Origin of the sequence: Dyella mobilis, from assembly GCF_016904945.1 — a bacterium.
Lineage (GTDB): Bacteria > Pseudomonadota > Gammaproteobacteria > Xanthomonadales > Rhodanobacteraceae > Dyella_B > Dyella_B mobilis.
Genome location: NZ_JADIKF010000039.1, coordinates 674804 through 696228 on the forward strand (window position 1 = coordinate 674804; position 21425 = coordinate 696228).

At 58.9% G+C, this 21425-nt stretch carries 22 protein-coding genes; 6 read left to right on the forward strand and 16 right to left on the reverse strand.

The window, feature by feature from the left end; genetic code table 11:
- Positions 1–134: 134 nt before the first annotated feature.
- From ISS99_RS14095 to mug, 3 genes are all read right to left on the reverse strand, one after another.
- The gene (locus ISS99_RS14095; RefSeq protein WP_204632229.1) at positions 135–2471 is read right to left on the reverse strand and encodes a beta-N-acetylhexosaminidase; all 2337 of its coding nucleotides are present in this window, start codon (positions 2469–2471) and stop codon (positions 135–137) included.
- On the reverse strand, positions 2468–3484 hold the full coding sequence (locus ISS99_RS14100) for a glucokinase (protein ID WP_204632230.1): 1017 nt from the start codon (positions 3482–3484) through the stop codon (positions 2468–2470). The genes ISS99_RS14095 and ISS99_RS14100 overlap by 4 nt, the downstream gene beginning before the upstream one ends.
- A 356-nt stretch (positions 3485–3840) precedes the next feature.
- Positions 3841–4365: a G/U mismatch-specific DNA glycosylase gene (gene mug / locus ISS99_RS14105; RefSeq protein ID WP_204632231.1), complete on the reverse strand. Its 525-nt coding sequence runs from the start codon at positions 4363–4365 to the stop codon at positions 3841–3843.
- 371 nt (positions 4366–4736) lie between these two features.
- Here mug and ISS99_RS14110 point away from each other — a divergent pair, with 371 nt between their 5' ends.
- Positions 4737–5678: an aldo/keto reductase gene (locus tag ISS99_RS14110; protein ID WP_204632232.1), complete on the forward strand. Its 942-nt coding sequence runs from the start codon at positions 4737–4739 to the stop codon at positions 5676–5678.
- A 21-nt stretch (positions 5679–5699) separates the two neighbouring features.
- Here ISS99_RS14110 and ISS99_RS14115 read toward each other — a convergent pair whose 3' ends face one another.
- From ISS99_RS14115 to ISS99_RS14130, 4 genes are all read right to left on the reverse strand, one after another.
- Entirely contained in the window at positions 5700–7097 is a 1398-nt protein-coding gene (locus ISS99_RS14115; RefSeq protein WP_204632233.1) for an FAD-containing oxidoreductase, read from the reverse strand.
- 208 nt (positions 7098–7305) lie between these two features.
- Complete coding sequence (locus tag ISS99_RS14120) at positions 7306–7701, reverse strand: carboxypeptidase-like regulatory domain-containing protein (protein ID WP_204632234.1); 396 nt, start codon at positions 7699–7701, stop codon at positions 7306–7308.
- A 439-nt stretch (positions 7702–8140) separates the two neighbouring features.
- Positions 8141–8620 carry a hypothetical protein gene (locus ISS99_RS14125; RefSeq protein WP_204632235.1) on the reverse strand — a complete coding sequence of 160 codons (480 nt, stop codon included), beginning with the start codon at positions 8618–8620 and terminating at the stop codon, positions 8141–8143.
- A gap of 69 nt (positions 8621–8689) precedes the next feature.
- Positions 8690–9037 (reverse strand): hypothetical protein, encoded by a 348-nt coding sequence (locus ISS99_RS14130; protein ID WP_204632236.1) that lies wholly within the window; start codon positions 9035–9037, stop codon positions 8690–8692.
- A 500-nt stretch (positions 9038–9537) separates the two neighbouring features.
- Here ISS99_RS14130 and ISS99_RS14135 point away from each other — a divergent pair, with 500 nt between their 5' ends.
- Positions 9538–11094, forward strand: coding sequence for a HEAT repeat domain-containing protein (locus ISS99_RS14135; protein ID WP_204632237.1), 1557 nt, complete (start codon positions 9538–9540; stop codon positions 11092–11094).
- Positions 11095–11209: 115 nt separating this feature from the next.
- On the opposite strand, the gene ISS99_RS14140 is transcribed toward ISS99_RS14135, so the two are convergent.
- From ISS99_RS14140 to ISS99_RS14150, 3 genes are read right to left on the reverse strand one after another with little or no spacing between them, the layout of a single operon-like run.
- On the reverse strand, positions 11210–11980 hold the full coding sequence (locus tag ISS99_RS14140) for an SDR family oxidoreductase (protein WP_204632238.1): 771 nt from the start codon (positions 11978–11980) through the stop codon (positions 11210–11212).
- A gap of 34 nt (positions 11981–12014) precedes the next feature.
- On the reverse strand, positions 12015–12866 hold the full coding sequence (locus ISS99_RS14145; RefSeq protein ID WP_204632239.1) for an alpha/beta fold hydrolase: 852 nt from the start codon (positions 12864–12866) through the stop codon (positions 12015–12017).
- Between the two features lie 37 nt (positions 12867–12903).
- Positions 12904–13596: an alpha/beta fold hydrolase gene (locus ISS99_RS14150; RefSeq protein ID WP_204632240.1), complete on the reverse strand. Its 693-nt coding sequence runs from the start codon at positions 13594–13596 to the stop codon at positions 12904–12906.
- Positions 13597–13749: 153 nt separating this feature from the next.
- Between ISS99_RS14150 and ISS99_RS14155 the strand changes: the two genes are divergently transcribed.
- Complete coding sequence (locus ISS99_RS14155; RefSeq protein ID WP_204632241.1) at positions 13750–14376, forward strand: CGNR zinc finger domain-containing protein; 627 nt, start codon at positions 13750–13752, stop codon at positions 14374–14376.
- 372 nt (positions 14377–14748) lie between these two features.
- On the opposite strand, the gene ISS99_RS14160 is transcribed toward ISS99_RS14155, so the two are convergent.
- The 5 genes from ISS99_RS14160 to ISS99_RS14185 all read right to left on the reverse strand — a co-directional run bounded on the left by ISS99_RS14160 (position 14749) and on the right by ISS99_RS14185 (position 17601).
- Positions 14749–15252, reverse strand: coding sequence for a hypothetical protein (locus ISS99_RS14160; RefSeq protein WP_204632242.1), 504 nt, complete (start codon positions 15250–15252; stop codon positions 14749–14751).
- 481 nt (positions 15253–15733) lie between these two features.
- Positions 15734–16243, reverse strand: a complete 510-nt coding sequence (locus ISS99_RS14170) for a hypothetical protein (RefSeq protein ID WP_204632244.1) — start codon at positions 16241–16243, stop codon at positions 15734–15736.
- 67 nt (positions 16244–16310) lie between these two features.
- Entirely contained in the window at positions 16311–16514 is a 204-nt protein-coding gene (locus ISS99_RS14175) for a hypothetical protein (protein ID WP_204632245.1), read from the reverse strand.
- A 115-nt stretch (positions 16515–16629) separates the two neighbouring features.
- Positions 16630–17043 (reverse strand): hypothetical protein, encoded by a 414-nt coding sequence (locus ISS99_RS14180; RefSeq protein WP_204632246.1) that lies wholly within the window; start codon positions 17041–17043, stop codon positions 16630–16632.
- Between the two features lie 144 nt (positions 17044–17187).
- Positions 17188–17601 (reverse strand): hypothetical protein, encoded by a 414-nt coding sequence (locus ISS99_RS14185; protein ID WP_204632247.1) that lies wholly within the window; start codon positions 17599–17601, stop codon positions 17188–17190.
- A gap of 429 nt (positions 17602–18030) precedes the next feature.
- Between ISS99_RS14185 and ISS99_RS14190 the strand changes: the two genes are divergently transcribed.
- The 3 genes from ISS99_RS14190 to ISS99_RS14200 are packed head-to-tail and all read left to right on the forward strand — an operon-like array spanning position 18031 to position 19804.
- Positions 18031–18399 (forward strand): PadR family transcriptional regulator, encoded by a 369-nt coding sequence (locus tag ISS99_RS14190; RefSeq protein ID WP_204632248.1) that lies wholly within the window; start codon positions 18031–18033, stop codon positions 18397–18399.
- Positions 18396–19334: a sensor domain-containing protein gene (locus ISS99_RS14195; RefSeq protein WP_204632249.1), complete on the forward strand. Its 939-nt coding sequence runs from the start codon at positions 18396–18398 to the stop codon at positions 19332–19334. The genes ISS99_RS14190 and ISS99_RS14195 overlap by 4 nt, the downstream gene beginning before the upstream one ends.
- Positions 19335–19339: 5 nt before the next feature.
- Positions 19340–19804: a DUF1579 family protein gene (locus ISS99_RS14200; protein ID WP_204632250.1), complete on the forward strand. Its 465-nt coding sequence runs from the start codon at positions 19340–19342 to the stop codon at positions 19802–19804.
- A gap of 32 nt (positions 19805–19836) precedes the next feature.
- Here the strand turns inward: ISS99_RS14200 and ISS99_RS14205 are convergent, their stop codons facing one another.
- Entirely contained in the window at positions 19837–21405 is a 1569-nt protein-coding gene (locus tag ISS99_RS14205; RefSeq protein WP_425490482.1) for a DUF1800 domain-containing protein, read from the reverse strand.
- Positions 21406–21425 lie beyond the last annotated feature (20 nt).

Here is a 21425-nt window from a genome sequence, read left to right on the forward strand (position 1 = left end):
AAAACGTGTAGCCCGGCGCTGCCTGCTGGTGCGCATGCCGTCGTGATGCCGTTTCTTTGTCTTCCCCGGCCTTGGTTTCGTGCCAAGGCCAACTGCTCAATCGCACTGCACGGGACGCAGGTCCCGCATTCCCCTCATTTCGAAAATGTCATTCGCGCCAACGCCCACTGGCCATCGCGCGGATCGCCGGTAGCGAAGACGCACAGATTGCGAACGCCGGCCCCCACCGGCGCGGCAAGCTTTGCATCGAGACGGATTTGCCCCTTTGCCTGCGCTGCGCTTTCCAGCGGCAAGCGAGCAAGCAACGGCCCGCTGCAGGTATCGAGGTGAATCTCGAAGTCGCCCGCGGTGCTGGTCTTGCGGCGCACGACGGCGTCTTTGGATTCGTCGCCGAAGCGCCAAGCGATGCGCTCGGCCGTTATCGCAACGTGCTTGACGCCATCCAGCGGTGCTTGCGGCCACAGCCAGCAAGCGTTGCCGATATCCACGGCGTAGACCGGCTTCGATCCTTGCGCAGGCCTGCTGCCTTCCAGGCGCGAGGCTGGTTGCTTGGAGCACGTCGGCAGCACGTTGCTGTCGCGGCTCAGCAAGGTGGTTTCATCCAGCACCTGGGTGCGCGCTGCGGCAAGCTCGAAACCGTCCGGTGCAAAAGTCGCGGCGTGCACCGTTGCGTTACCCGGTAGCGTGAATGGCCCGGCATAGCTGGGCGATTGTTTGTCTGGGTTGCTGCCGTCCGTCGTGTAACGGATCGTGCCAAATCCGGTCTGGTTGGAGAGCTCGACCCGGAACGCACCGTTGGCCGCCGCGGTCACCTGGAAAACAGGTGCGAACGCACTGTCGGCGTAGTCGATGCCAAGGGCGCGGTAGCGCGCCAGTTCCGCCGGCATGCGGTGCAGAAAGCCGTTCCAGTCGTGCGCGCCAACGGGCGACCAGCCAAGTTCTGACAGTGCGGCGATACGCGGAAACACCGCGTGCTGGTCGTGGGCAAAGGTGGGCATCTGCTCGGTCCACAACCCGGCCTGCACACCGATGACGCGCCGGGCTTCGGTCGCGCTCGCGCCGTTCGGAATGACGGCCGTGTCATAGGCTTGCTGCAACGTTGCCGCGGGCGGCGGCCCTTGCCACTCGTCGGGCAGGTCGGACTGATAGTGGTCGAAGTACAGCGATTCCTGTGGCGTCATGACCACGTCGTGGCCTTGCCGGATCGCCGTCAGGGCGACACGTTCGTTGTCGTCGCCGTGCCACGACATCACCACTTCCGATGCTGGCAGCTTCGCGCCGGCCACCAGCTCGTCGTCCCAGCCGACCGGCGTGCGGCCGTGCTGGATGAGATGCGCGGCGACCTGGTTGGTGAACCAGCCTTGCAGTTGATCCGCATTGGCCAGGCCCAGCGCGCGCATCCTGGCTTGCACTTCCGGCGATGCGTTCCATTGCTGCTTGTCGGCTTCGTCGCCGCCAATGGAGACGTATCGCGAGGGGAACAGTCGCATCACGTCGTCGAGCACGTCGTCGACAAATTGCAGGGTTTTTTCGTCAGGCTTGAGCAGCCACGGACTCACGCCCCAGTCGGTCCACACGGAAGGACGCTGGCCGGTGACACCCAGCCACGGGTAAGCGGCGATGGCGGCTTGCGAATGGCCGGGCAGATCGATTTCCGGCACCAGATCCACGTAGCGTTCGGCCGCATAACGCACGATGTCGCGTACATCGGCTTGGGTGTAGAAACCGCAATAGGGCAGGTCGGCGGAGCCGGTCAGTTCGCTGTCCAGGCCCACGGACTTGCGGCACGTGCCGATTTTCGTGAGCTCGGGATATTTGGGGATTTCCAGGCGCCAGCCCTGGTCTTCGGTGAGATGCCAGAGCAGCACGTTGAGCTTGTTGAGCGACATCCAGTCGATCAGCTGCTTGATCTGCGCCACGCTCTGGTAGTGCCGTCCGGAATCGAGCAGCAGCGCGCGCCACGCGAAACGCGGGTGGTCGTCGATCACGCCGTGGGCGACCTCGACCGGCGTGCCACGCGTCCATCCCGGTGGTGTGAGCAGTTGCCACAAGGTGACGCTGCCATAGAACGCGCCGCGCGGCGTGCGTGCGGTAACGAGGACGCCGGTGTCGTTCACGGTGATGCGATAGCCGGCGTCATCCGCGACATCGGCGCGTGGATTCACCTCGAAGGTGATCGCCGCGCGTGCGGTGCTCGCAGTCGCGAGTTGCAGGTGCAGGCCGTTGGTGTCGGCTACACGTTGCACGAGTCGCTCGGCGATGGATTGCACTTGCTGCCGATCCGCACCCCGCACCGCGACCACGGCGCCCCGTGCAATCTCGGTGGCGCCCGTTCCTGCGGGGCTGAGTGTTGCCGGTTGCGGCAGCAGCGACCAGGGCGGGACAGCCGGCCCGGCCATGGCGACGCCAGTCGCCATCAACCAGGCGATGGCCAGGCCAGGGGAAATCCTGGATTTCCCGAGGTATTTCATGCGCCCAGGCCATCCGCCACGGCATGCCGCAGTGTTTCCGACGCAGCCATGCCGTGCCTGAGATACCACTTGGCCGCGCCCTGCACGCCGTGATGGCCGTGCTCCGTGACCCATACCGGTATCTGCGACAGCAACGCGCGTGCGCTGCGTCCGTGCAGGAACCGCTCCTCGAATGCGCTGCGCTGGAGCAGTTCGAAGGTGGACGAGAGAAAACCGCCGGCCAGATACACGCCGCCCGTTGCCATGAAGGCCATCGCGAGATTGCCGGTAAAGCTTCCCAGCGCGGCACAGAAAATTTCCACGGCTTCCACCGCCTGTGCGTCGCTGTGCGCGACGGCTGCGGCGGTAACTGCTTCGGGTGTCGCCAGCTTCGGCGCTTCCCCGCGCAACGTGCACAGGGTCGCGTAGATGATCAACAGTCCGGGGCCCGACACGATGTGCTCAAACGCCACGTAGCCGCCGTGCGGTGCCAGATGGGCGAGAACTTCGCGCTCGCGCACCGAATTGGGCGCGAAGTCCATCTGGCCTGCCTCGGTCGGCAGCACGAAACCGCCGACCGGCGCGGGGACGTGCACCGCGGCGCCGAGGCCTGTGCCCGGTCCGATCACCAGGGTAGGGCCCATGGCCGCCGTGGTCGGCCCGCACAGGTGGCGGCCGCCGTCGGCGAGAGGGCCGTCGAGTGCGTACGCCAGGGCCTCGAAATCGTTGAGTACGGCCACCTCGTCCAGGCCCAATGCGTTGCGCAGCTGCGTCAGGTGGATGGGCCAGGCGAGATTGTCGTTGACGACCTCATCGCCCATGATCTGGCCGGCGCAAGCGAGTACGCAGCGCTTCACCGGAGCGGATACGTGCGTATCGATGAAGGCTTGCAGCAACTGCGACAGCGCCGGGAATTCGGCGCAGGCGAATACGCGGTAGGCGAGTGTCTCCACCTTGCGGACCCCGTCGTGCGAGGCGCGCATCAGCGCAACACGCGCATGCGTGCCGCCAATATCGGCAGCCACAAACGGCATCGCCGCTATCCCCGACAATCGGTCTGAGTGATCAGTTGCCACGTCCCGCATGCCCCCCGGCATTGGCTCTGTTATCAGCCTGTAACGTGATTGACACCGGTGTCAAGCGGTGGCGCAACATGTCCGAAAAACCGAGGGACGGGTGATGCGGGTGCTGGTTCGGCGGCGCAAAGCCGGGTCGGGTCGCTGCGAAAGATGGCGGCGGCTGGAGACATTCGCCCCGCTTGGGCGGCACGAATTTCGCAAAGATCACAATGTCGAAGAGGTGAGATTGTTTGAGAAAACAGGCGGCCTTTGATGGCGCGGAAATCGGTTTGCGCTCAAGCCAGCGACGTTCGCTGGGCAGGTGAGGGTAGTTACGTACCTAAAGCCTCAAGGGCGACGCTTGCTTGAAGCTGGCGGTACGCGTCGACCAGTTGGTCGAATCCGAACGCACGGTTTCGGCCGCTGGGATTGGGCAGGATCCAAACGGCAGCACCGTGCAGGCGAACCGGTTGCCGTCCCCAGGGGATATCGCGTTGGCCTGAAATTCCGCGGTAGGCGGCTTTACCCAGAAACGCGACAAAGCGCGGTGCGTAGCGTGCGATCTTCTGTTCGAATTCGGCAGCAGCAAGCGTGAATTCCTCGGGCGAGAGTTGATCTGCACGCGCGGTGGGCCGCTTCACTACCGAGGTCAAACCGCATCCGCATCGAAGTATGGCGCGATCGTCCTTGGGCGAAATTTCGGTTGGGGTGAAACCTGCGCGATGTATCACACGCCAAAATCGGTTATTCCTGCCGGCAAAATGATGCCCGGTTGCCGCCGCCGTCATGCCGGGGTTGATCCCGCAAAAGAGCACGTCGAGGCGGTCGGCGATGATATCGGGGAGATCGTTTGTCACGGCACATCCTTCAAGTGGGAGGGGGCAAACCTAAGCCTGGTTTCGGGTGAGCCGTTGCCGACGATGTACGCGTCATTTCGCTTGGAATTCAGTCGAAAATGTCTTTTTTGCGCTTCAGTGGGCGTTTCTTGAATTCAGTAAGGGAGTCGCAGGAATGCACTTGGCTGATCGCGGTTTTTTTGTCGTATTTTAATTTTTATACGCAACTGCATAAAAACACTTGACCGGAAGCCACGTCGGTTCTTATTATTGTACTTTATGGTACAAAATTAAAATTTCAACGGGTGCGAACGGATGATCGATCGCGGATGGCCGGGTACCCATGCGCGTTCGCTCTTGCGTAGAGCCAATCATTGAGTGAGCGTGCCGATATGAATGCGACAAACGAGCTTCGTCATTCGAAAATTCCCCTGGCAGGCGGAGCCGGTGCCATGCCGGTCGTCGGCTTCGGATCGTTGATTCCCGATCCGGCGGCAGCCAGGCGGGCCGTCAGGACCGCATTGGAAGTGGGGTTCCGGCACATCGATAGCGCGGAGCTCTACCGCACGGAAGATGCAGTCGGCGATGCGGTGAAAGAGGCCCTGGAGGCGGGTGTGCTGAAGCGGGAAGAGTTGTTCGTTACCACCAAATTGTGGAACAACAACCATCGCCCCGAACGGGTCAAGGCCGCCTTCGAAGCAAGTCTGCGTCGCCTTCAGCTCGACTATCTCGATTGCTACCTGGTGCATACGCCTTTCGCATTCAGACCCGGCGATGAGTTCTTTCCCGTGAACGACCGTGGAGAGCCGATCTACGACACGGAAGTGACGTTGTTGGAGACGTGGCGAGCCATGGAACGCCTCGTGGACGATGGCAAATGCAGGTCTATCGGCTTGTCCGACATCACGCTGGACAAGCTCGAGGAGATCGTGGCCGCAGCGCGCATCAAACCTGTCGTCGTGCAGGTTGAGTGCCACCCTTATCTGCCCGAATGGGAATTGCTCGATTTCTGCCAGCGTCATGGCATTGTGCTCCTGGCATTCGCGCCCCTGGGGCACGGCATGGAGCCGAAAATAACCGATGATCCCGTGATCAAGTCCATTGCGCAGCGACTGGGCAAGACCCCGGCGCAGGTGGCGCTGGCTTGGGCTGCGCAGCGCGGCACGGCATTCCTGACCACATCGACCAACCCTGATCACATCAGGGAGAATTTCGACGTGCCCGTGCTTCCCGAGCAAGCCATGCGGGAGATGCAGGATCGCGTCGCTACGGGCGTTCGATTGAATGCCGTGGTGAATACCGGCGTTCCCGGATTTGTTCCGAGAACCCCGTGAAGAGGTGTCGTCGTGGATGCCTCAACCGGCTTGATCGCCGCCAGCGGGCTTGAGGCCGCCAACCAGCGTGGGCAGCAATTCCGATACCGTGGGATGGATCGGCACCGCCCACTTCAAGGTGTCGAATGATGCATCGGCATTCATCAGGTCGATCACGCCATGGATGGCTTCGTCGCCGCTCGTGCCCAGGATGGCGGCACCGAGAATGCGCCGGGTTTCGGCATCGGCAACGGCCTTCATGAAACCCTGGGTCTCACCGCGTTCGACCGCGCGGCCGACGCGTGTCATGGGGCGCTTGGATGTCAGCAACGGCCTGCCGCTTGCGCGAGCCTGGGCGTCTGTCATGCCGACGCGGCCCAGCGGTGGATCGGTAAACAACGCATAGCAGGGAATGCGCGCCGAGACGCGCCGGTCCTCGCCATCGAGCACGTTGGCGGCGACGATTTCGAAGTCGTTGTACGCCGTATGCGTGAAGGCGCCACGGCCGTTGCAATCGCCCATGGCCCAGATGCCCGGCACGTTGGTGGCCAGGGTGTCGTCAACGACGATGTAGCCGTGCTGATCGGTTTCGATCCCGGCACGTTGCAGTCCAAGATCGTCGGTATTCGGGCGGCGACCCACGGCAAGCAATACGTGGCTGGCGACGATTTCCCTGCCGCCGGTATGGCAATCGACGGTCACCGCGGTTCCCTTGGTATGGCGTGCGAAAGCGATGCATTCGGCGCTGGTGCGCACGGTGATGCCTTCGGCTTCGAGGATGTCACGGATCGCTTCGGAGACATCTTCGTCTTCCCGTGCGATCAACCGCGATTGGCGCTCCACCACCGTAACCGCGCAACCAAAACGACGAAACATCTGCGCGAACTCCAGACCGATGTAGCTGCCGCCGATGACGGCGAGATGCTCGGGGAGTGAGGTGAGCTGGAGTATCGACGTATTGGTGAGATAGCTGATGTCGGCGACGCCGGGCATATCTTCCGGTATCCGTGCGCGACCGCCAACGTTGATGAAGATGCGCGGTGCGGAAATCGTCTCGTCGTTGATGCGCAGCGTATCGGGTTGCTCGAAGCGCGCGTGCCCGCGCAGCAGGGTCAGGCCTTTCATGCTCCCGAGCCAGCTCTCCACATTTCCGCGGGATGTCTCCGTCACCCCTCGCGCCCGTGCCATGACGTGCGGCAGATCGATGCTCACGTTGCCGTCCACCAGCACGCCGTAATCGGCGGAACGACGCACTTGATGCGCAACGCGTGCGCTGGCAACGAGCGTCTTGGTTGGCATGCAGCCTGTGTTGACGCAGGTACCGCCGACGAGATGGCGTTCTACCAATGCCACCGTCATGCCGGCATCTGTCAGGCGACCTGCCAGGGGTGGTCCTGCTTGTCCGGCGCCGATGACGATCGCATCAAAAGCACGGTTCATGCTGCCCCCTTCGGATCGCTCAATGAGCGTTATCTCACAGGGGAGCCACACTACCTCGACGGATGAGGTTATCTGTTAAAGCTTTGCGACGATCCGCAACCGGAATCGGCGCTCAGCCCCTGATTGAAAGGGGGCGATCCAGGCATCCGTGGTGGGTGCCCAGGTGCTTGGTGTCATGCCCGTAGGCATGACACCAAGACGTGCGCGGTCAGCGAGCCAGCGCCCCGGTGCATTGGTCGTTATCGCAGGCAAAGTCCACTTTGGAAGCCCTGCTTGCAAAGAGCGGAACACCTTGCACCTGGGCGACGGTCTGGCCGTCCTTTTCCAGCGATACCAGGTAGGTTCCGGGGATCAATGCGGGAAAGCGGTAGCGGCCCTTGCTGTCGGCGGACACGTGGCGGGTAAGGCCGTTGTCGCTGTGAATGGTGACGGTGCTTTCAGCGGGCGCCTTGCCGCCGATGCTGGAGCTCGTTTCCTGCGCGTACGCAGCGTTGAGCGCGGTGGCGCCGAATGCGCTCACGGCGATGGCCGCCAGGAGTTTCAGCGCGTAGCGGGAATGTTGATGAGCGTGCCCGACCGCTTGGGAATTTTTATTGGTTTTCATGTGGATGCTCACTTTTTTTGGGGGTGCAGCAAACCGTGCTACGACTTGCGCGGTAGCTGGCTTGCGATCGATGTCAACTGCATGGCGGCAGTGGGGTGGCTGCCGGGGTACTCGTCTTCCTTGTTTGAGAGGCTTCTGTCCTGCGACGCCTTGATTCGCACCAAATCGCCTGGATCAGTCCGTTGGATGATCCACGGCGACGGTAGGTTTAAATTAACCGAGCGGCGTTACGAGTACATGTGAAGGTCGTAATGCTTTGTCTGCGAGGTGTCCAATGCCTGTCGCGTCCTTTTCTGCCAGGGCGTCAGCCGGTGCGCGGTCGGGGCGGCTTTGCGGGAATGCAGGTGGTTCCCATAGCCCGGGCGCCCAGGCTGGGATTGTCCATTTCGCCCGACTGTTGAACCTGGAATGTCATTTGGTCGATGACACTCGCCGCCACTCATTGAACGGTGTTCTTGATGCTCAATACGAGAAGAAGCACCAAGGTGGCAGCAGTAGCCAGGTGCAATAAGCAATGAAGCGTGTTGGGAGCAATGCCGTTTCGCTGAGGCAACAACGTGTGAGTGTGGCCGAACAAGCCCTTGTAACGCTCAGTGCGCGCAGGCTCGGCACGAACCAGATACGGCCACCACCAGGCGCGGATCTCACCCGCGAACAACAGCCCATAACCTATCCACAACCACATCAGCGGCATGGCTTCAGGCCCTTGAGGAAGTCCAATGACACTGAGTATCAGCAGAAGAGTGTAAGGAACGCTCTGAATCAGCGTCACACGGATTAACCGATCAACGGTGTCGTGCCGCCGGATAGCGGCCACGTCATTCAAGCGGCCAAGCGGCACCCAATCATGGAGCCAGAGGAAGGCGACGTGAAATCCCTGAAGGAAGACCAGGCCAAAAAGTTCGCAACGTTCGATCACGAATGAGGGTTCCCTGGTTCACGGTGAATGTGCTCTTTTTAGTGCGTCGGTTTTGGGTGGACGTGGGTGCTATGGGGCCAGTTGCTCAGCCCGTTCCAGGAACAAGCTCTGCAATTCCCCGGCGAGATTTCGTGCGCCATAGGTCAAGCGGAATTCGCCGTCCGCTCCCTCCAATGCATGCTTTCCATCGATGACACCCAGCACATTGGCGGCCGTATCGATCGCGACCTGACGCGTCAGCTCTATGAGCACTTCGCGCTGATCGGAGTTGAGGTCATTGAAGACCGCCAGGACGCGCTTCCAGTACGGGTCGGAAGCCCTGCTGGAGTCGGTGTTCAATAAGAGTGCGCGATAGACCGCGTTGTTCTCCTCCACGACAGCGACGTTGAGTTTCGAAACAAAGCTTTCTGGTGTCATATCAGCTTCCTCGCTACATCGAGATCGTTAGCCTTGCATCCCACGGGCGTGTTTTGGGTGGAAGGCAGACCCTTCCCATGCACCTGCTTCGGCGAAACGCGTCGGTAAGGCTTGGAAACCCGCCGCCCAAGCCTCCAGCCTCGCCATCTCGGGCTCAAGAGCCTTTATCGCATGTTCCGCCCAAAGGTGTCTTGCAGCCTGGGTGGGCAAACTGGGTATGACTCCAGAGTGTGTGCACTTTTGGAAGCCAAAGTCTCTGCAGTAAAGCAATGTCAGGTACGTACTTTGGTTATAGTTGGACGGCAGATTCTGTACATGAACATATAAAACAATGGGTTATGTGGGTAACATTTTTGCTCTTGAATACCCTTTGACAATCAAAGTATGTGCCGGAAAGATCACGCGGCCACCTTCTGCTGGAGGTGGCGCTGGGGGCGTGGTGAGGCGGACTTGGCAATTCCAGTCATCACAGTTCGATCGGGGCGTTATGGAGCAACGTGGTGTCGACAGACTGGAAGCGATTTTTCAAATTTCTCGGTACGCAAGTAGACGAAGAAGCTAGCGAGGCTCCAACTTTCTCGCCGGGAGATTTCTTAGCCAAGGGGCTTCAGTTTGTGCGGCTCTCTGACGGCAGCGATGTGGCGCCGATAGAGAGCGTTCTGGAAAGCTTGCCCGTCGAACATTTGATCGATATCGATGAGAGTCTCAGGTCTTACTACGGAACCCCCTTTCGTGACTGGCCTGCAAACGCGATGGCAGTAATAGCGTCGTCGAAGATGACTTCATCGATGCGTCAATCACTATTGTTTCTGGCGGCGAGTCATAGCAATGGGCGTATTAGGGAGCAGGTGCTCGAACTACTTCCTCAATTTCCCGGGAGACTCACCCTTGCTGCTTCGCTTATCCGATGCGCTGATTGGGTTCCTATAGTAAGGGATGTCGCGCAAAAAGCGTCCGTCCAACTTTTGGATCTTTGTGCCGGTGAGGATGTAGCGGCGATCTGGCCACTCGCAATCAGGCTTAAGGTACGCGAGCGCCTTGACCGTGAGTGGTTCAGTAGTTGCGTCGAAGGATGGATGCTGAGAAGCGAATCGTCGCAATGGCTTCTCAGCCAATTTAGCGCAAAAAATACAAAGGTTCGCGCATGGGCTTACGAGAAGTCTCTAGAAGCAAATCTTTCAATAGGGATAAATTTGCTGGATTCGGCAATCAGTGACCCTAATCCAAGAATTGCGCTTCATGCGCTTCGATATTCAGCGCATCGATGCGATGAGGGGCGAGCTCAAAGTCTGGCCAAACGTGGCTTAGATGCCGCCCATCCGATTATTCGGCGTGAATCGCTTCGTGTCTTAGCAGCTTTAGATGCTTCGTTGCCGCGAGAAACCATTCATAGAATGCTGCGAGACAAGGCGTCGGGCGTGCGCTCTTTGGCTTCCTTTCTCTTGAGGGAAAGGTTTTCGGAGCAGGCTATTGATTATTGGCGCTCTGTGGTCGATAGCGATGTCCAACGGCCGACAATGGGCGCCTTGACGTCGCTGGTAGATAAGGCGGAGGCTGAGGACGTTCCTCGTTTTAAGAGATGGCTGGATCATCCACGAGGGTTAGTCCATACGCTGTGTATACGAGGCATTGTCAAAGTAGACGGGCAATTCTCCGACGCAGAGTTCTTGCGCATAGTGTCGACTCCAAGTGAACGGCTTCAAAGAGAACTGGCGGCGATAGTGAGACGCGGGGCAATTCCGTTGGATCTCCATCGGCTAATGGCGACCCTTTCGGCGGACACGGCTACCTCACATACTCGAGAAAGCTTGAGAGGTTTGCTTCGGGAGCTAAGTCATTGGGACAGACTTGCTATGGTTCTCGGCGTTCATCCGAATGGTCAGGTCGAACTTCTTTGGTTTGTTACAGTTTTGGGTGATTGGCTTGCGGACAGCAATTGCTATGCGCCACTGGGGCCAGCTCGGCGTTCTAGTCTTTTGGCGGTCTTAGAAAAGCGTCGCGACGAGATAGACGATATAGCGTATTCCCAAATTGAGCAGGCGATCTTGCGGCATTGAATAAGATGCAAGCCATAAAAAGCTTTCGGGAAATATCGATGAATACTTTGGCGGCCATCCTGATTCCCTTCACCTTAGCGACGAATTGGCGTCTGGCGACTCCGCGTGCCGCGCGTCACAGCGACTTAACCTCGCCGCCGTCCATGCGCAGCATCGAGCCAGTCATCCAACGTGCCGCCGGCGACACCAAAAACGCCATGAGCTCCGCAATTTCCTCCGGCTGACCATATCTTGCAATGCCGGCTTCACGGGGGAAGCGTTCCATGGCTTCGGTCACGGTCATATTGTGTAATGGTGCCCAGTGCTCCAGGTAAGAGCGTCGGCGCCCCGTTAAAACGGGTCCAGGCAATACGCTATTCACTTGTACACCGTCGACCGTGCCGCGGTCTGCGAAAGCCTTTGCCAAGGCCACGATGGCCGCATTGATGGTGCCCACCGCCGCGTACGGCGCTTTCGGAAAAATGGCCGAGTTGCCCGAAGTAAAAACCACCGAACCTCCCGCTGTCCTAAGCGCGTCCCAGGCTTCGATGGTCAGGCGGCGCGCGCCGTGCAGTTTAAGGGCCATGCCGAGATCCCATTGCTCATCCGTCATCTCGAAGAGATCGACCTGAGGAACGGCACCGGCGATGTTGAGCAGCGCATCAATACGGCCGAACGTAGTAAGTGCCTGCTCGACCACGATCTTTGCCGATGCGCGCTCACCAAGATCGATATCGATGATCAGCGCCTTTGCACCAAGCGCTTCGATTGTCGAAGCGGTGTTCTGGAGATGCTCGCGGCTTCGCGCGACCAAGACGATCGCACCAAAGTCGTTGGCCAGCCGGATGGCCGTTGCTTGGCCGATGCCTTGGCTTGCACCGGTCACGATGGCAGTTGCTTGTGACATTGCCTTCTCCATCTATCTGGATTGGACGGAACTTCTATTTGAAAAAAACGCGAATCGCCGACGCAATGTCGTCAGCATGTGTCGCCAGTGCAAAGTGGCCCGTATCGAGGAATCTCACTTCGGCATTTGGAATATCCCTTTTAAAGGCTTCTGCACCCGGAGGGAGGAAGAACGGATCATTTTTGCCCCAGATGGCCAACAGACGCGGCCGGTACTTGCGAAAGTACGCCTGGAATGCGGGGTAGAGTGCGATGTTGCTCTGGTAGTCGAGAAACAGATCCAGTTGCACGTCGTGGGCCCCCTCGCGAGCAAGATAGAAATTATCCAGTGCGATGCCATCGGGTGATACCAGCGATTCGTCGGCAGTGCCGTGAACATACTGCCAGCGCGTTGTCTCCGGAGTCAGGAACCCCCTCAGCGCATTGCGATTGCTGTCGGTAGGGCTCTCCCAATAGGTACGGATCGGGTCCCAGCCGTCACTCAGTCCTTCCACGTAGGCGTTGCCGTTTTGCGTGACAACGCCGGCAATCCGTTCGGGATGCTTCACCGCCAAGCGGAAACCCGTCGGAGCGCCGTAGTCGAATACGTAAATAATGTAGCGATCAAAACCGATCGCTTCCGTCAGGCCATCTACGATCTCTGCCAGGTGATCGAAGGTGTATTTGAATTCATCACGCGGGCGCATTTCCGTCTGCCCGAAGCCAGGCAGATCAGGCGCGACGATGTGAAAGTCGTCGCTCAACAGTGGAATCAAGTCGCGGAACATGTGACTTGAGCTCGGAAACCCGTGAAGCAAGAGCAACTTGGGTTTACCTGACGTACCCGCCTCACGGTAGAAGACGTCAACGCCGTCGACACGGGCCTTGCGATATCGAATCGTGGTCATGGCAATCTCTCTTTCATTAATTCGGACAGGGTGGGGATCAGGTTCTGGTCGCTTGCAGCGCGTCGAAGATCAGCTCGGCAACCAGTCCCGGTGCGGTCACGCTTGGCAAATGGTCGACGGGATAGGCACGGATATGAGCTTTCATTCGGTCGGCCATGAAACGCTGTGTTTTTTCGGGAATCATGTGGTCGCGCTGTGCCACGAGGTACCAGGTAGGCACCTGCCGCCATAGCGGCTTCCCGACGGGCACCGTGATACATGCGGGAGAAATTGAACGTTGGGCGGCGGCGAGTGCCTGTTGTTCGTGTCGTGTCGCGTGTTGCGCGAATGCCGCTTCGAATGCCTCTGGCGGCAACCCTATGCGCCCGTCGCTCGCGGGTGCCAATACCGGCGCGTTCTCATCGTGTCCGAAGCGATTGAACACCTCGGCCACCGTTTCTCCGTCATCGGGCGCCAGGCCAGCCACAAATACCAGCGCCTTCACCTTCGGGCTCTGAGTAGAAGCAATGACGGCGCCGGCGTACGCATGCCCGACCAGGATCACCGGTCCCTCGACCTTTGCCAGCACGTCGTCGAGCACGGCGACGTCATCAGTCAGGGTAGACATAGGCAGATCAAAAGTAACCGTTTTAATGGATTTTAAGTGGAGCAGATCAACCACTTTCATCCAACTCGACTCATCGGCCCAGGCGCCATGCACCATCACGACAGTCGGGGATATTTTGCTCATTTTTTGCGCTCCTAAGGGTTAATGAAGGAATTTCCCAATGGCGGCGACCCTGCTGATTGAGTAACCTCATAAGTGACATTTGAGAGGTTATTCTCGCCATAGGTAACTTGTCAATAGCTATTTAAGGGGTTACCTTGAGCCAAGGAGAATTCCATGACCCAGCACGTGCCCGCCCTTTTCCTGGCCGACTCCACCGGCCTGGACTTTCTCAATTCAGTGGCTACGCCTGCCGATACGCCGATCGACTGGCTCGAAGACGGCGAGGGGCTGTTGAGTTGGCTTACGCAAGCGCATCTCGTTTCCAGCGAAGTGGTTGGGACCGTTCGTGAGCGGGCGATTCCTGGCGAAATAGATCGCCTCGCCGGGCAGGCCCGGACGCTGAGGGAGTGGTTTCGCACCTTCGTTCGCGATCGGAAGGGGCGCTCGCTAACGACAGATGATCTGGCGGAACTCGAACCACTGAATGAGTTGCTTCGGCGCGACGAGCGTTACGGTGAAATCATTGCGCAACCAATGGACGGTCGATCCGCGTTGACCTTGGTCGCGAAGCATCGCTGGAATTCACCCGAGACTTTATTGCTGCCGATTGCCGAGGCGATGGCCCACTTGGTCTGCGATGAAGACTTCTCGCGCGTGAAGGCTTGCGAGGCGCCATCCTGCACCTTGCTCTTTGCAGACCACACGCGTGGAGGCGCCCGTCGTTGGTGCAGCATGGCGCTATGCGGGAATCGCGCAAAGCAGGCTGCCCATCGGAGTCGTCAAAGGCAGGCGGAGGCCTAAGATTGTCAGAGGCGGCACCCGGCACCTATCAATCATTCAATGTTCTGCGCGTTCTACCGTGTGACTTTCGAGCAACGCGAGTGCCTTGGCAATCAGCGACCTGCGAGTGAACGATGTCGCGACTTTCCCTACGGCGCAACGGACCGACGGGACGTCGACTCCTCATCTGGTTCGAGGCCGGATGCCCGCATGGCATCATCCTGGGCCTCGACAATCTCCGCCACGATGGCTGTCTCATCGCGTGGCATCCCTGCCATGAACGCTTTCATAAACCGGGTGTCACCTCGAGCCAAGGTCTGAACAAAAATGCGCCGTCCCGTGGCACTTAATGCGATGTCAGTTTGGGGCGAAAGCGGACTTTAACGCTCCGCGCTAAGTGCCTGGACCACCACACACAAACGTACCCGCTATAGGGTGCCCGTCAGCATCATTGAACCCAGTTTCGTAGCACAACGGAAAGATGTCACTAGATGCACCAAGCGATGCCATTAATTGACGCTTATAGGTTTTGTTATAACTCGCCAGTGCGGGGTGCCGACTGAAAGGAAAGGTTTTGCCCCTATGGAATACGGTCAGAACATATGCATCTTCGTTCATGGCAAACCCTTTCAATTGATGCCCATCCAGGGTTCGAACCATGGCGCGGATAAAAATGCGCATGCGCGGCGGGAATGGGTTTGATTCAAGCATTGTGTAGACGCAATGCTCGTTTCCGGGAGAATTTTGCGAAAATAGATCAAGCACGTATTCGCGGTCCAGGCCCCACCGTTCGATCTCTTCAATCTCATCCCAGTCATAGTGCTCAGACCACACGGGAAAGCGGTCGAAAGCTTCTTCGTTGAGCTTACTTTCCGGAAGAACTAGAAATTCCTTCACGACTCCCCCTAAAAGCCGGTTTTCTTACTCGCCAACTGTCTTCTGTGGGTCGGAAGCAGACGCCTCCCTATGCACCTGTTTCATCAAAACGCGCCAGCAACGCTTCGCACGAGACTCTTGCGAGGGCCGCCGCACGAGCTTCCAGCCTCGCCATTTCTGGCTCAAGAGCCTTGAGTGCGTGTGCCGCCCAAAGGTGCCTCGTAGCCTGAGTAGGCAAGTGATCGGTTTCCGAATTGATTCCGACAAATACCCTGAAATCATCATCGAAATCACCAACTCCGCCCACTCGGCTGCGCAGATGGACGACCCACGGCGCTGCCTCTAGATATGAGCAATGGTTACTCAGCACTAACCGCAGCAGATTAGACAACTGTTGCCGAGCCCCTCGCTCTTCCTCGTTCAGTGCAGGTCTGTCCATGGGAATCCCTTGGTCGAGTGAGGTCCGCTTTTGGGTCGGAAGCGGACATGAGATTCGGTACAACTAGCTTTTTAGACTGCGTTCAATATGTGCCGCGAGATCAGCAAGCACCCACCTTTCCAGATCAGGGTCGAGCTGAAAGAATCCTCGCTGAGAGAGGATTCGATGGTTCGGATTAGCCCTATAGGAACCATCCAAGATTTCTCCGTCGTCCACCTGAAAACCACCGATGACATCCTCCGGTGGAACAGCGCCCTGCGGCGTGGGAGTTCTTCCGTCGATGATATATACCCAGCCCATACCTTGTGCTTTTGCAGCATCGATGAGATTCGGTAGTGCCGGAGCATGCTTTTGAATTGCTTCGTGCAGGAAGTCAACAAAAGCCCTATTGCGCGCAAAGTTCGCAGGGTCGATCTGCCTGTCGGCGCGAGTTGCGTCCAGCAACTGGCCGATGATTTCTTGGGCAACAAGGCCGCGTTTCACCGCCTCACCTGCCGGCACTAACGTTACATATGCCACCAAACCATTTGCGGTTTGGACCTCGCAGATACTTACTGGAAGCGTGGCGTGCATTGGCCCTCTACTTTCCTTCGAAAACTCATTGTAAGTGTTTGCTCTGGGTCGAACCTGGACCCTCTATTTAGCGAATTTTCCCGTCTTCTTTCATTTTTTCTCGAAACTCAGAAAGCGGTATTCGCGCTGATTCTTGAGCTGCCTGGATAAATGCAGCGCCAAAGCCACGAGTCTCAATAGCTTCGGCTGCACTTACAGCCTCCTCGACCGAGTCGACTGTTGCGTGTTTCCACCAATGTCCAGCCTCACATTCCCAAATCTTAAACGGCATATTCGCTCTCTTTTTCCAGTCTTATAGATGACCGGCCTCACAACTTCCCTACAACGTAGGCTTTGGGCCGCAAGCGGACCTAACAAAGACCGTTGCTTGGAGCGATGCTAATGTCCTAGCTAATCTGTCTGTACATCAAACTTGTCATCCCGGCAGCGGGGACACGAATACTCAAGTCCAAGTGATCCATACTCTCAAAGATATCAAGTGATTCCTTGAGTATTGACAATCTAAGAACCCGCTCAGTGCGCTGGGCCGAAACTACGCTTATTAAAATTTCCACACCATCGATCGCCGCCAAATACTTACGCCGTAGCAACGTCACTATTCTCCTGCAAGCCGTAAGAACAACTTGCTTTCTTAGATTTTCATCGCGAAAGAACACTGCAACAATTAGATAGTGTTTCGAACGATCTTTCGCAAATGGCATCACAATCGTTTTAGGAGGGGCTACGTTAATGAGACCAGACAGGAGCGCATCTCCTTGCAGGCAATCAACTACTCCCACTAGATCAACATCGTCGCTCATAAAATGAACTCAAAAAGTTCAGCTTTGTCGACTTGGCCAACATGTGCTGCAGCAGCTATTGCTACTGCCCGTTCAAGCGTCGCCATGTTCTTCCCTTCGAGTTCAATTCTGAATATTGCCTGATGTCCGCTCCGGGTTGCGGATTCAGCCGGGTGCCAAATTGCCGCCTCTACGAAGGTCAGCAAAGAGCTCTCCCAAAGTAAGTCGATCGTGCCAGATTGAACCGAGGTCTACACGATGAACTCTCTGGATGTCTTTTACCAAGACCTCGAACTCGAGCGCATCAGGCGTAAGCTCTGATGGGTACCGAGCCCGATAGATGGCCAGCAACTCATCATCCGGGCCAAAAAGGAGCGCATTGCGGCGCCGAATCGCGAATGCGGAGGCAAACAGCCATAGAAAATGGCGAATATCTTGCTTTGAGGCGTTCGGGAAGCGCAAACGCCATTGTCTTCCCATGCAACGCCGCTGCCGATAAGCACGGGGAATGTCGTTCGGAAAGAGTGCTCCGAGCACCAGAACGATGAGAATCGTTGCTGCGATCACCAAAGCAACCATTTCTTATCTCCCTCTAAGTCGTTCGCTACGGGTCGAAAGCGGCCTCAAGAAAATATAGTCGAGTGGCTTGGCTTAGATAGCTCCTTGGCCGCCAATCAGCGCTTGTAAAGGGGGCGAAGTTGTCACTCAATCTTGCCTAAGTCCGCATATTGTCTTGCTGGACTCCTGGGTGGCGCTATTTAGTGCGGTTGCGGATACTCCGATCAGCCACGTCAGGCTCCTTTAATGCCTAATCTCAGAGTCGACCGAGCCGGCTGACACCAATGTTTGTACACCCCCTCTGATACCAATGTTTGTACAACACGTACACACTTTGGTGTCATGCCCACCAGACCCAAGACTCCCCACCCCATGACTTCATACCCATGCACTAGTATGAAGTTCGCACTACAGTTCACTCCAACATAAGCGGGAGTGCGGGTCAGCGCTATGGACGATACCGCGGGCCAATTGAAGAAATTCCAGAAAGAGCTTTCCAGTGGCACGGTGTCGCTGGTGCTGCTGGCGGTGCTTGGGCAGTCGCGGCAGGCGTTGTACGGCTACCAGATCGCCAAGCGGCTGGAAGAGCTGGGCGAGGCCGGGGCGCTGGCGGGCAAGCAGAGCGCGCTTTATCCGGTGCTGCGCAATCTGGAGGCGGCAGGCCTGCTGGCCAGCGAGGTGGAGCCCTCGGTGAGCGGTCCGCCGCGACGCTATTACCGCATTACGAAATGGGGGCGCGAAGTGTTGCGCGAATGGACCGCAGCGTGGGAAGCCACGCGCGATTCGGTCGACCGGGTTCTGAAGGGAGAATGGCGATGACGACAGGTTCAACGGGGGCGCCGCGCACCATCGCGGAGTATCTGGATCAGTTGCGCGCGGCATTGCGCGGGGCGGATCCGGCGTTGATCCACGATGCTGTGTATGACGCCGAAGAGCATCTGCGCGCGGAGCTGGCCGAACAGCCGGGGCGCAGCGAGGTGGACATGCTGGCCAAGGTGGTAGGCAGCTATGGCGCGCCGGAGGAAGTGGCGGCCATTTACCGCGACCAGGAGGTCAAGGTTCAGCGCGCTCTGCGCCCGCCGATACCGCCGAAGCAGCGCTCGCTGGCCGGGCGCTTCTTCGGGGTGGCAGCCGATCCGCGCACGTACGCAGCGCTGTTCTACATGCTGCTGTCGCTGGCGACCGGCATCTTCTATTTCACCTGGGTGGTAACCGGCATTTCCTTGTCGGCCGCCTTTGCCGTGCTGGTGATCGGCATTCCGTTCATCGTGCTGTTCTTCAGCTCGGTGCGCGTGCTGTCGCTGGTGGAAGGGCGCATGGTGGAGTCGATGCTTGGCGTGCGCATGCCGCGCCGCCCCGCGTTTTCCACGCGGGGAATGTCGCTGTGGAAGCGCATCGGCGCGATGTTCAGCGATCCGCGCAGCTGGAGCACGTTGTTCTACATGCTGATGATGCTGCCGCTTGGAATCATCTATTTCACCTTCGCGGTGACCATGTTGGCCGTGTCACTGTCCTTTGCCTTCGCGCCGCTGATCAAGCTCGTTGCGGTCTCGATGGGGTTCCACGATTCCTGCGACGGTTCGCTGTGGGTGTGCAACCTGGTGTTGTGGCTGGACGGTTGGCCGGCAGCGTTCCTGCTGTGTGCGATCGGCGTGCTGCTGGTGTTCGTCACCTTGCACGTGGCGCGTGCACTGGGGCATTTGCACGGCCAGCTTGCCAAGCATCTGCTGGTCGCTGGAACGATAGCGGAGTAGACGCGATGACTTCTTTGCAAGGTAACGGCGTGCTAGCCGCGCTGGCTGGAGAATGGACGGGCGACGAGCTGATCGCCACCACGCGCTGGGGGCAGGGTGGCCCCGCCACCAGCCGCGTAAGCGCCCGCTTCAGTCTGGACGGCAAGGCCTTGCTGCTGGACTACAGCGAGGAGCGCGAAGGCAAGCCCGCGTTGCAGGCGCATGCCGTTTTCGTCGCCGGGCAGGAGCCCGGCGAATACGCGCTTTACTGGTTCGACAGCTACGGCTTTACACCCGCGCAACCAGCCCAGGGTCATTGGGACGGCAAGCGGCTGGTTTTCCTACGCACCTCACCGCGCGGGCAGACACGGCACCTGTACGAGATGGTGGTGGACGGCATCTACCGGTTGACGCTGGAAAGCTCGTTCGATGGCGGCGTCAACTGGGAGCCGGTGATGCAGGGTGAGTATCGGCGTTTGGGTGATGCCTGAGCGCGCCAGCCTAACCCGCGAAGCTGCGGTGCTTAGCGATAGTTGAGATCGGGCGATGAAAGCAGGAAGGTGTTCCACTCCTGCTGCGAGGTGGCTTTCGACAGCGCGTCGCGCGCGGCCGCCGAGAGGTCCGGCTCGATCGCGTCGTAATACAGTCGCGTGGTAAGCATGGGAAAACCCGCGCCGCGCGCGGTGCTGCCGATCGGTGTGAACAGCTGGTTGTTGCCGGTGCCGATGGCATGGGCGATATCGAAGCGTTTGGCCATTTGGCCGGAGCTGGACCAGCTTGCGCTATCCAGCGGCCAGCCGTCGGGAGTGATGCGGCCGAACAGCGGCTGGTCCAACTGGTTGAGCCAGCCCACCAGCGGCTGGGCATTGGCGATCGGCGTGCCGTCGTAGGCCAGGCGCACGGAGGACACCACGAACTGGGTCGGGTCCTTGAATTTCTTGCCGCTGTCGGCGAGCAAGTCTTTGGACTCGAACATCACGCGCATCACTTGCGCGATGTCGCCATCGCTGTGATGGAAGGTGCGCGCCATTTTTGCCACCAACGCGGGTGGCGGATTGTCGGAGACGAAATATTCGGCCAGCTTGCGCGATATGAACTGTGCGCAAGCCGGTTGCTGCACGATCAGGTCGACCGCCTGCTTCACTTCGTCGAAGCCGCGGCCTTTGATGGTTTTGCCCAGCAGCATCTTGTCGCGGAAATCGTGGCGTTGCGGGTTGAATTCGAACAGGTCGTGCTTCACCACCAATGGAGCGACATTCGGCGGGAATTTCTCGGGCTTGCCGTTGGTCGGCGCGATGCCGACACCGGTGAGTATCAACGCCAGTTGCTGTACGTCCTGCTGGGTGTAGCCGGAGTTGACGCCCAGCGTGTGCAGCTCCATCAATTCGCGCGCGTAGTTTTCGTTGACGTGGCCTTTGGCGTTCTGCGCGTTGTCGAGAAATTCCAGCATGGCCGGACTTTCCAGCGTGGCCATCACCAGGTCGCGGAACTTGCCCAGCGCGTGCGGGCGGATCACGTTCTGTTCGTAGTCGGCCAGTTCCCAACGCACGCGGCCCTTGCCGGCGTAGACGCTGAAATGGTTGAGCCAGAACCACACCAGTTGTTCCTTGAGCTGATTCTGGCCGTAGATGGCGTGCAGCATCTCCGCTTGTTGCGCTTCCAGGCCGAGCTGGTTGCCGCGCGCCTGGATGGCTTTGTTGGCGGCGACCTTGTCCGGGCCGTCCGGCATGGCCTTGATCTGCTGCTGTTCCTGCTGGATCGAGGTCAGCAGTTGAAACAACGGTGTGTAGAAGGATTCGTAGCCGGCGATCTGCGCCGCGATCGGCGCGGGCAGTGCGTCGCTGATGCGATTGTCGAGTTGTTTTTCGAGCAGTGCCTTGCGGCCCAGCGCGCGGTACTGCGCCACGGTGGCGGTATCCAGCCCGAAGCTGTCGCGGCGCAGCCAGGCGATATCGTCGGTGCCGAGGGTGGCAGGGGAGGCTGCCTGGGCGATGGGGGCTGCGATCAGCAGGCTTAGCGAGAGCGACAGGGTGGCAATGGCAGTCGGACGCATGCGGCGGGTTCCGTTGGCGCGTGAGACGTTCGAGAGGATGTGCCGTGGTGGAGCGAATC

Coding starts and splice junctions, on each gene's coding strand:
- ISS99_RS14095 (WP_204632229.1), bottom strand. CDS start 2,471: ATGAAATACCTCGGGAAATCCAGGATTTCCCCTGGCCTGGCCATCGCC.
- ISS99_RS14100 (WP_204632230.1), bottom strand. CDS start 3,484: ATGCCGTTTGTGGCTGCCGATATTGGCGGCACGCATGCGCGTGTTGCG.
- ISS99_RS14110 (WP_204632232.1), top strand. CDS start 4,737: ATGAATGCGACAAACGAGCTTCGTCATTCGAAAATTCCCCTGGCAGGC.
- ISS99_RS14115 (WP_204632233.1), bottom strand. CDS start 7,097: ATGAACCGTGCTTTTGATGCGATCGTCATCGGCGCCGGACAAGCAGGA.
- ISS99_RS14120 (WP_204632234.1), bottom strand. CDS start 7,701: ATGAAAACCAATAAAAATTCCCAAGCGGTCGGGCACGCTCATCAACAT.
- ISS99_RS14130 (WP_204632236.1), bottom strand. CDS start 9,037: ATGACACCAGAAAGCTTTGTTTCGAAACTCAACGTCGCTGTCGTGGAG.
- ISS99_RS14140 (WP_204632238.1), bottom strand. CDS start 11,980: ATGTCACAAGCAACTGCCATCGTGACCGGTGCAAGCCAAGGCATCGGC.
- ISS99_RS14145 (WP_204632239.1), bottom strand. CDS start 12,866: ATGACCACGATTCGATATCGCAAGGCCCGTGTCGACGGCGTTGACGTC.
- ISS99_RS14150 (WP_204632240.1), bottom strand. CDS start 13,596: ATGAGCAAAATATCCCCGACTGTCGTGATGGTGCATGGCGCCTGGGCC.
- ISS99_RS14155 (WP_204632241.1), top strand. CDS start 13,750: ATGACCCAGCACGTGCCCGCCCTTTTCCTGGCCGACTCCACCGGCCTG.
- ISS99_RS14170 (WP_204632244.1), bottom strand. CDS start 16,243: ATGCACGCCACGCTTCCAGTAAGTATCTGCGAGGTCCAAACCGCAAAT.
- ISS99_RS14175 (WP_204632245.1), bottom strand. CDS start 16,514: ATGCCGTTTAAGATTTGGGAATGTGAGGCTGGACATTGGTGGAAACAC.
- ISS99_RS14180 (WP_204632246.1), bottom strand. CDS start 17,043: ATGAGCGACGATGTTGATCTAGTGGGAGTAGTTGATTGCCTGCAAGGA.
- ISS99_RS14185 (WP_204632247.1), bottom strand. CDS start 17,601: ATGGTTGCTTTGGTGATCGCAGCAACGATTCTCATCGTTCTGGTGCTC.
- ISS99_RS14190 (WP_204632248.1), top strand. CDS start 18,031: ATGGACGATACCGCGGGCCAATTGAAGAAATTCCAGAAAGAGCTTTCC.
- ISS99_RS14195 (WP_204632249.1), top strand. CDS start 18,396: ATGACGACAGGTTCAACGGGGGCGCCGCGCACCATCGCGGAGTATCTG.
- ISS99_RS14200 (WP_204632250.1), top strand. CDS start 19,340: ATGACTTCTTTGCAAGGTAACGGCGTGCTAGCCGCGCTGGCTGGAGAA.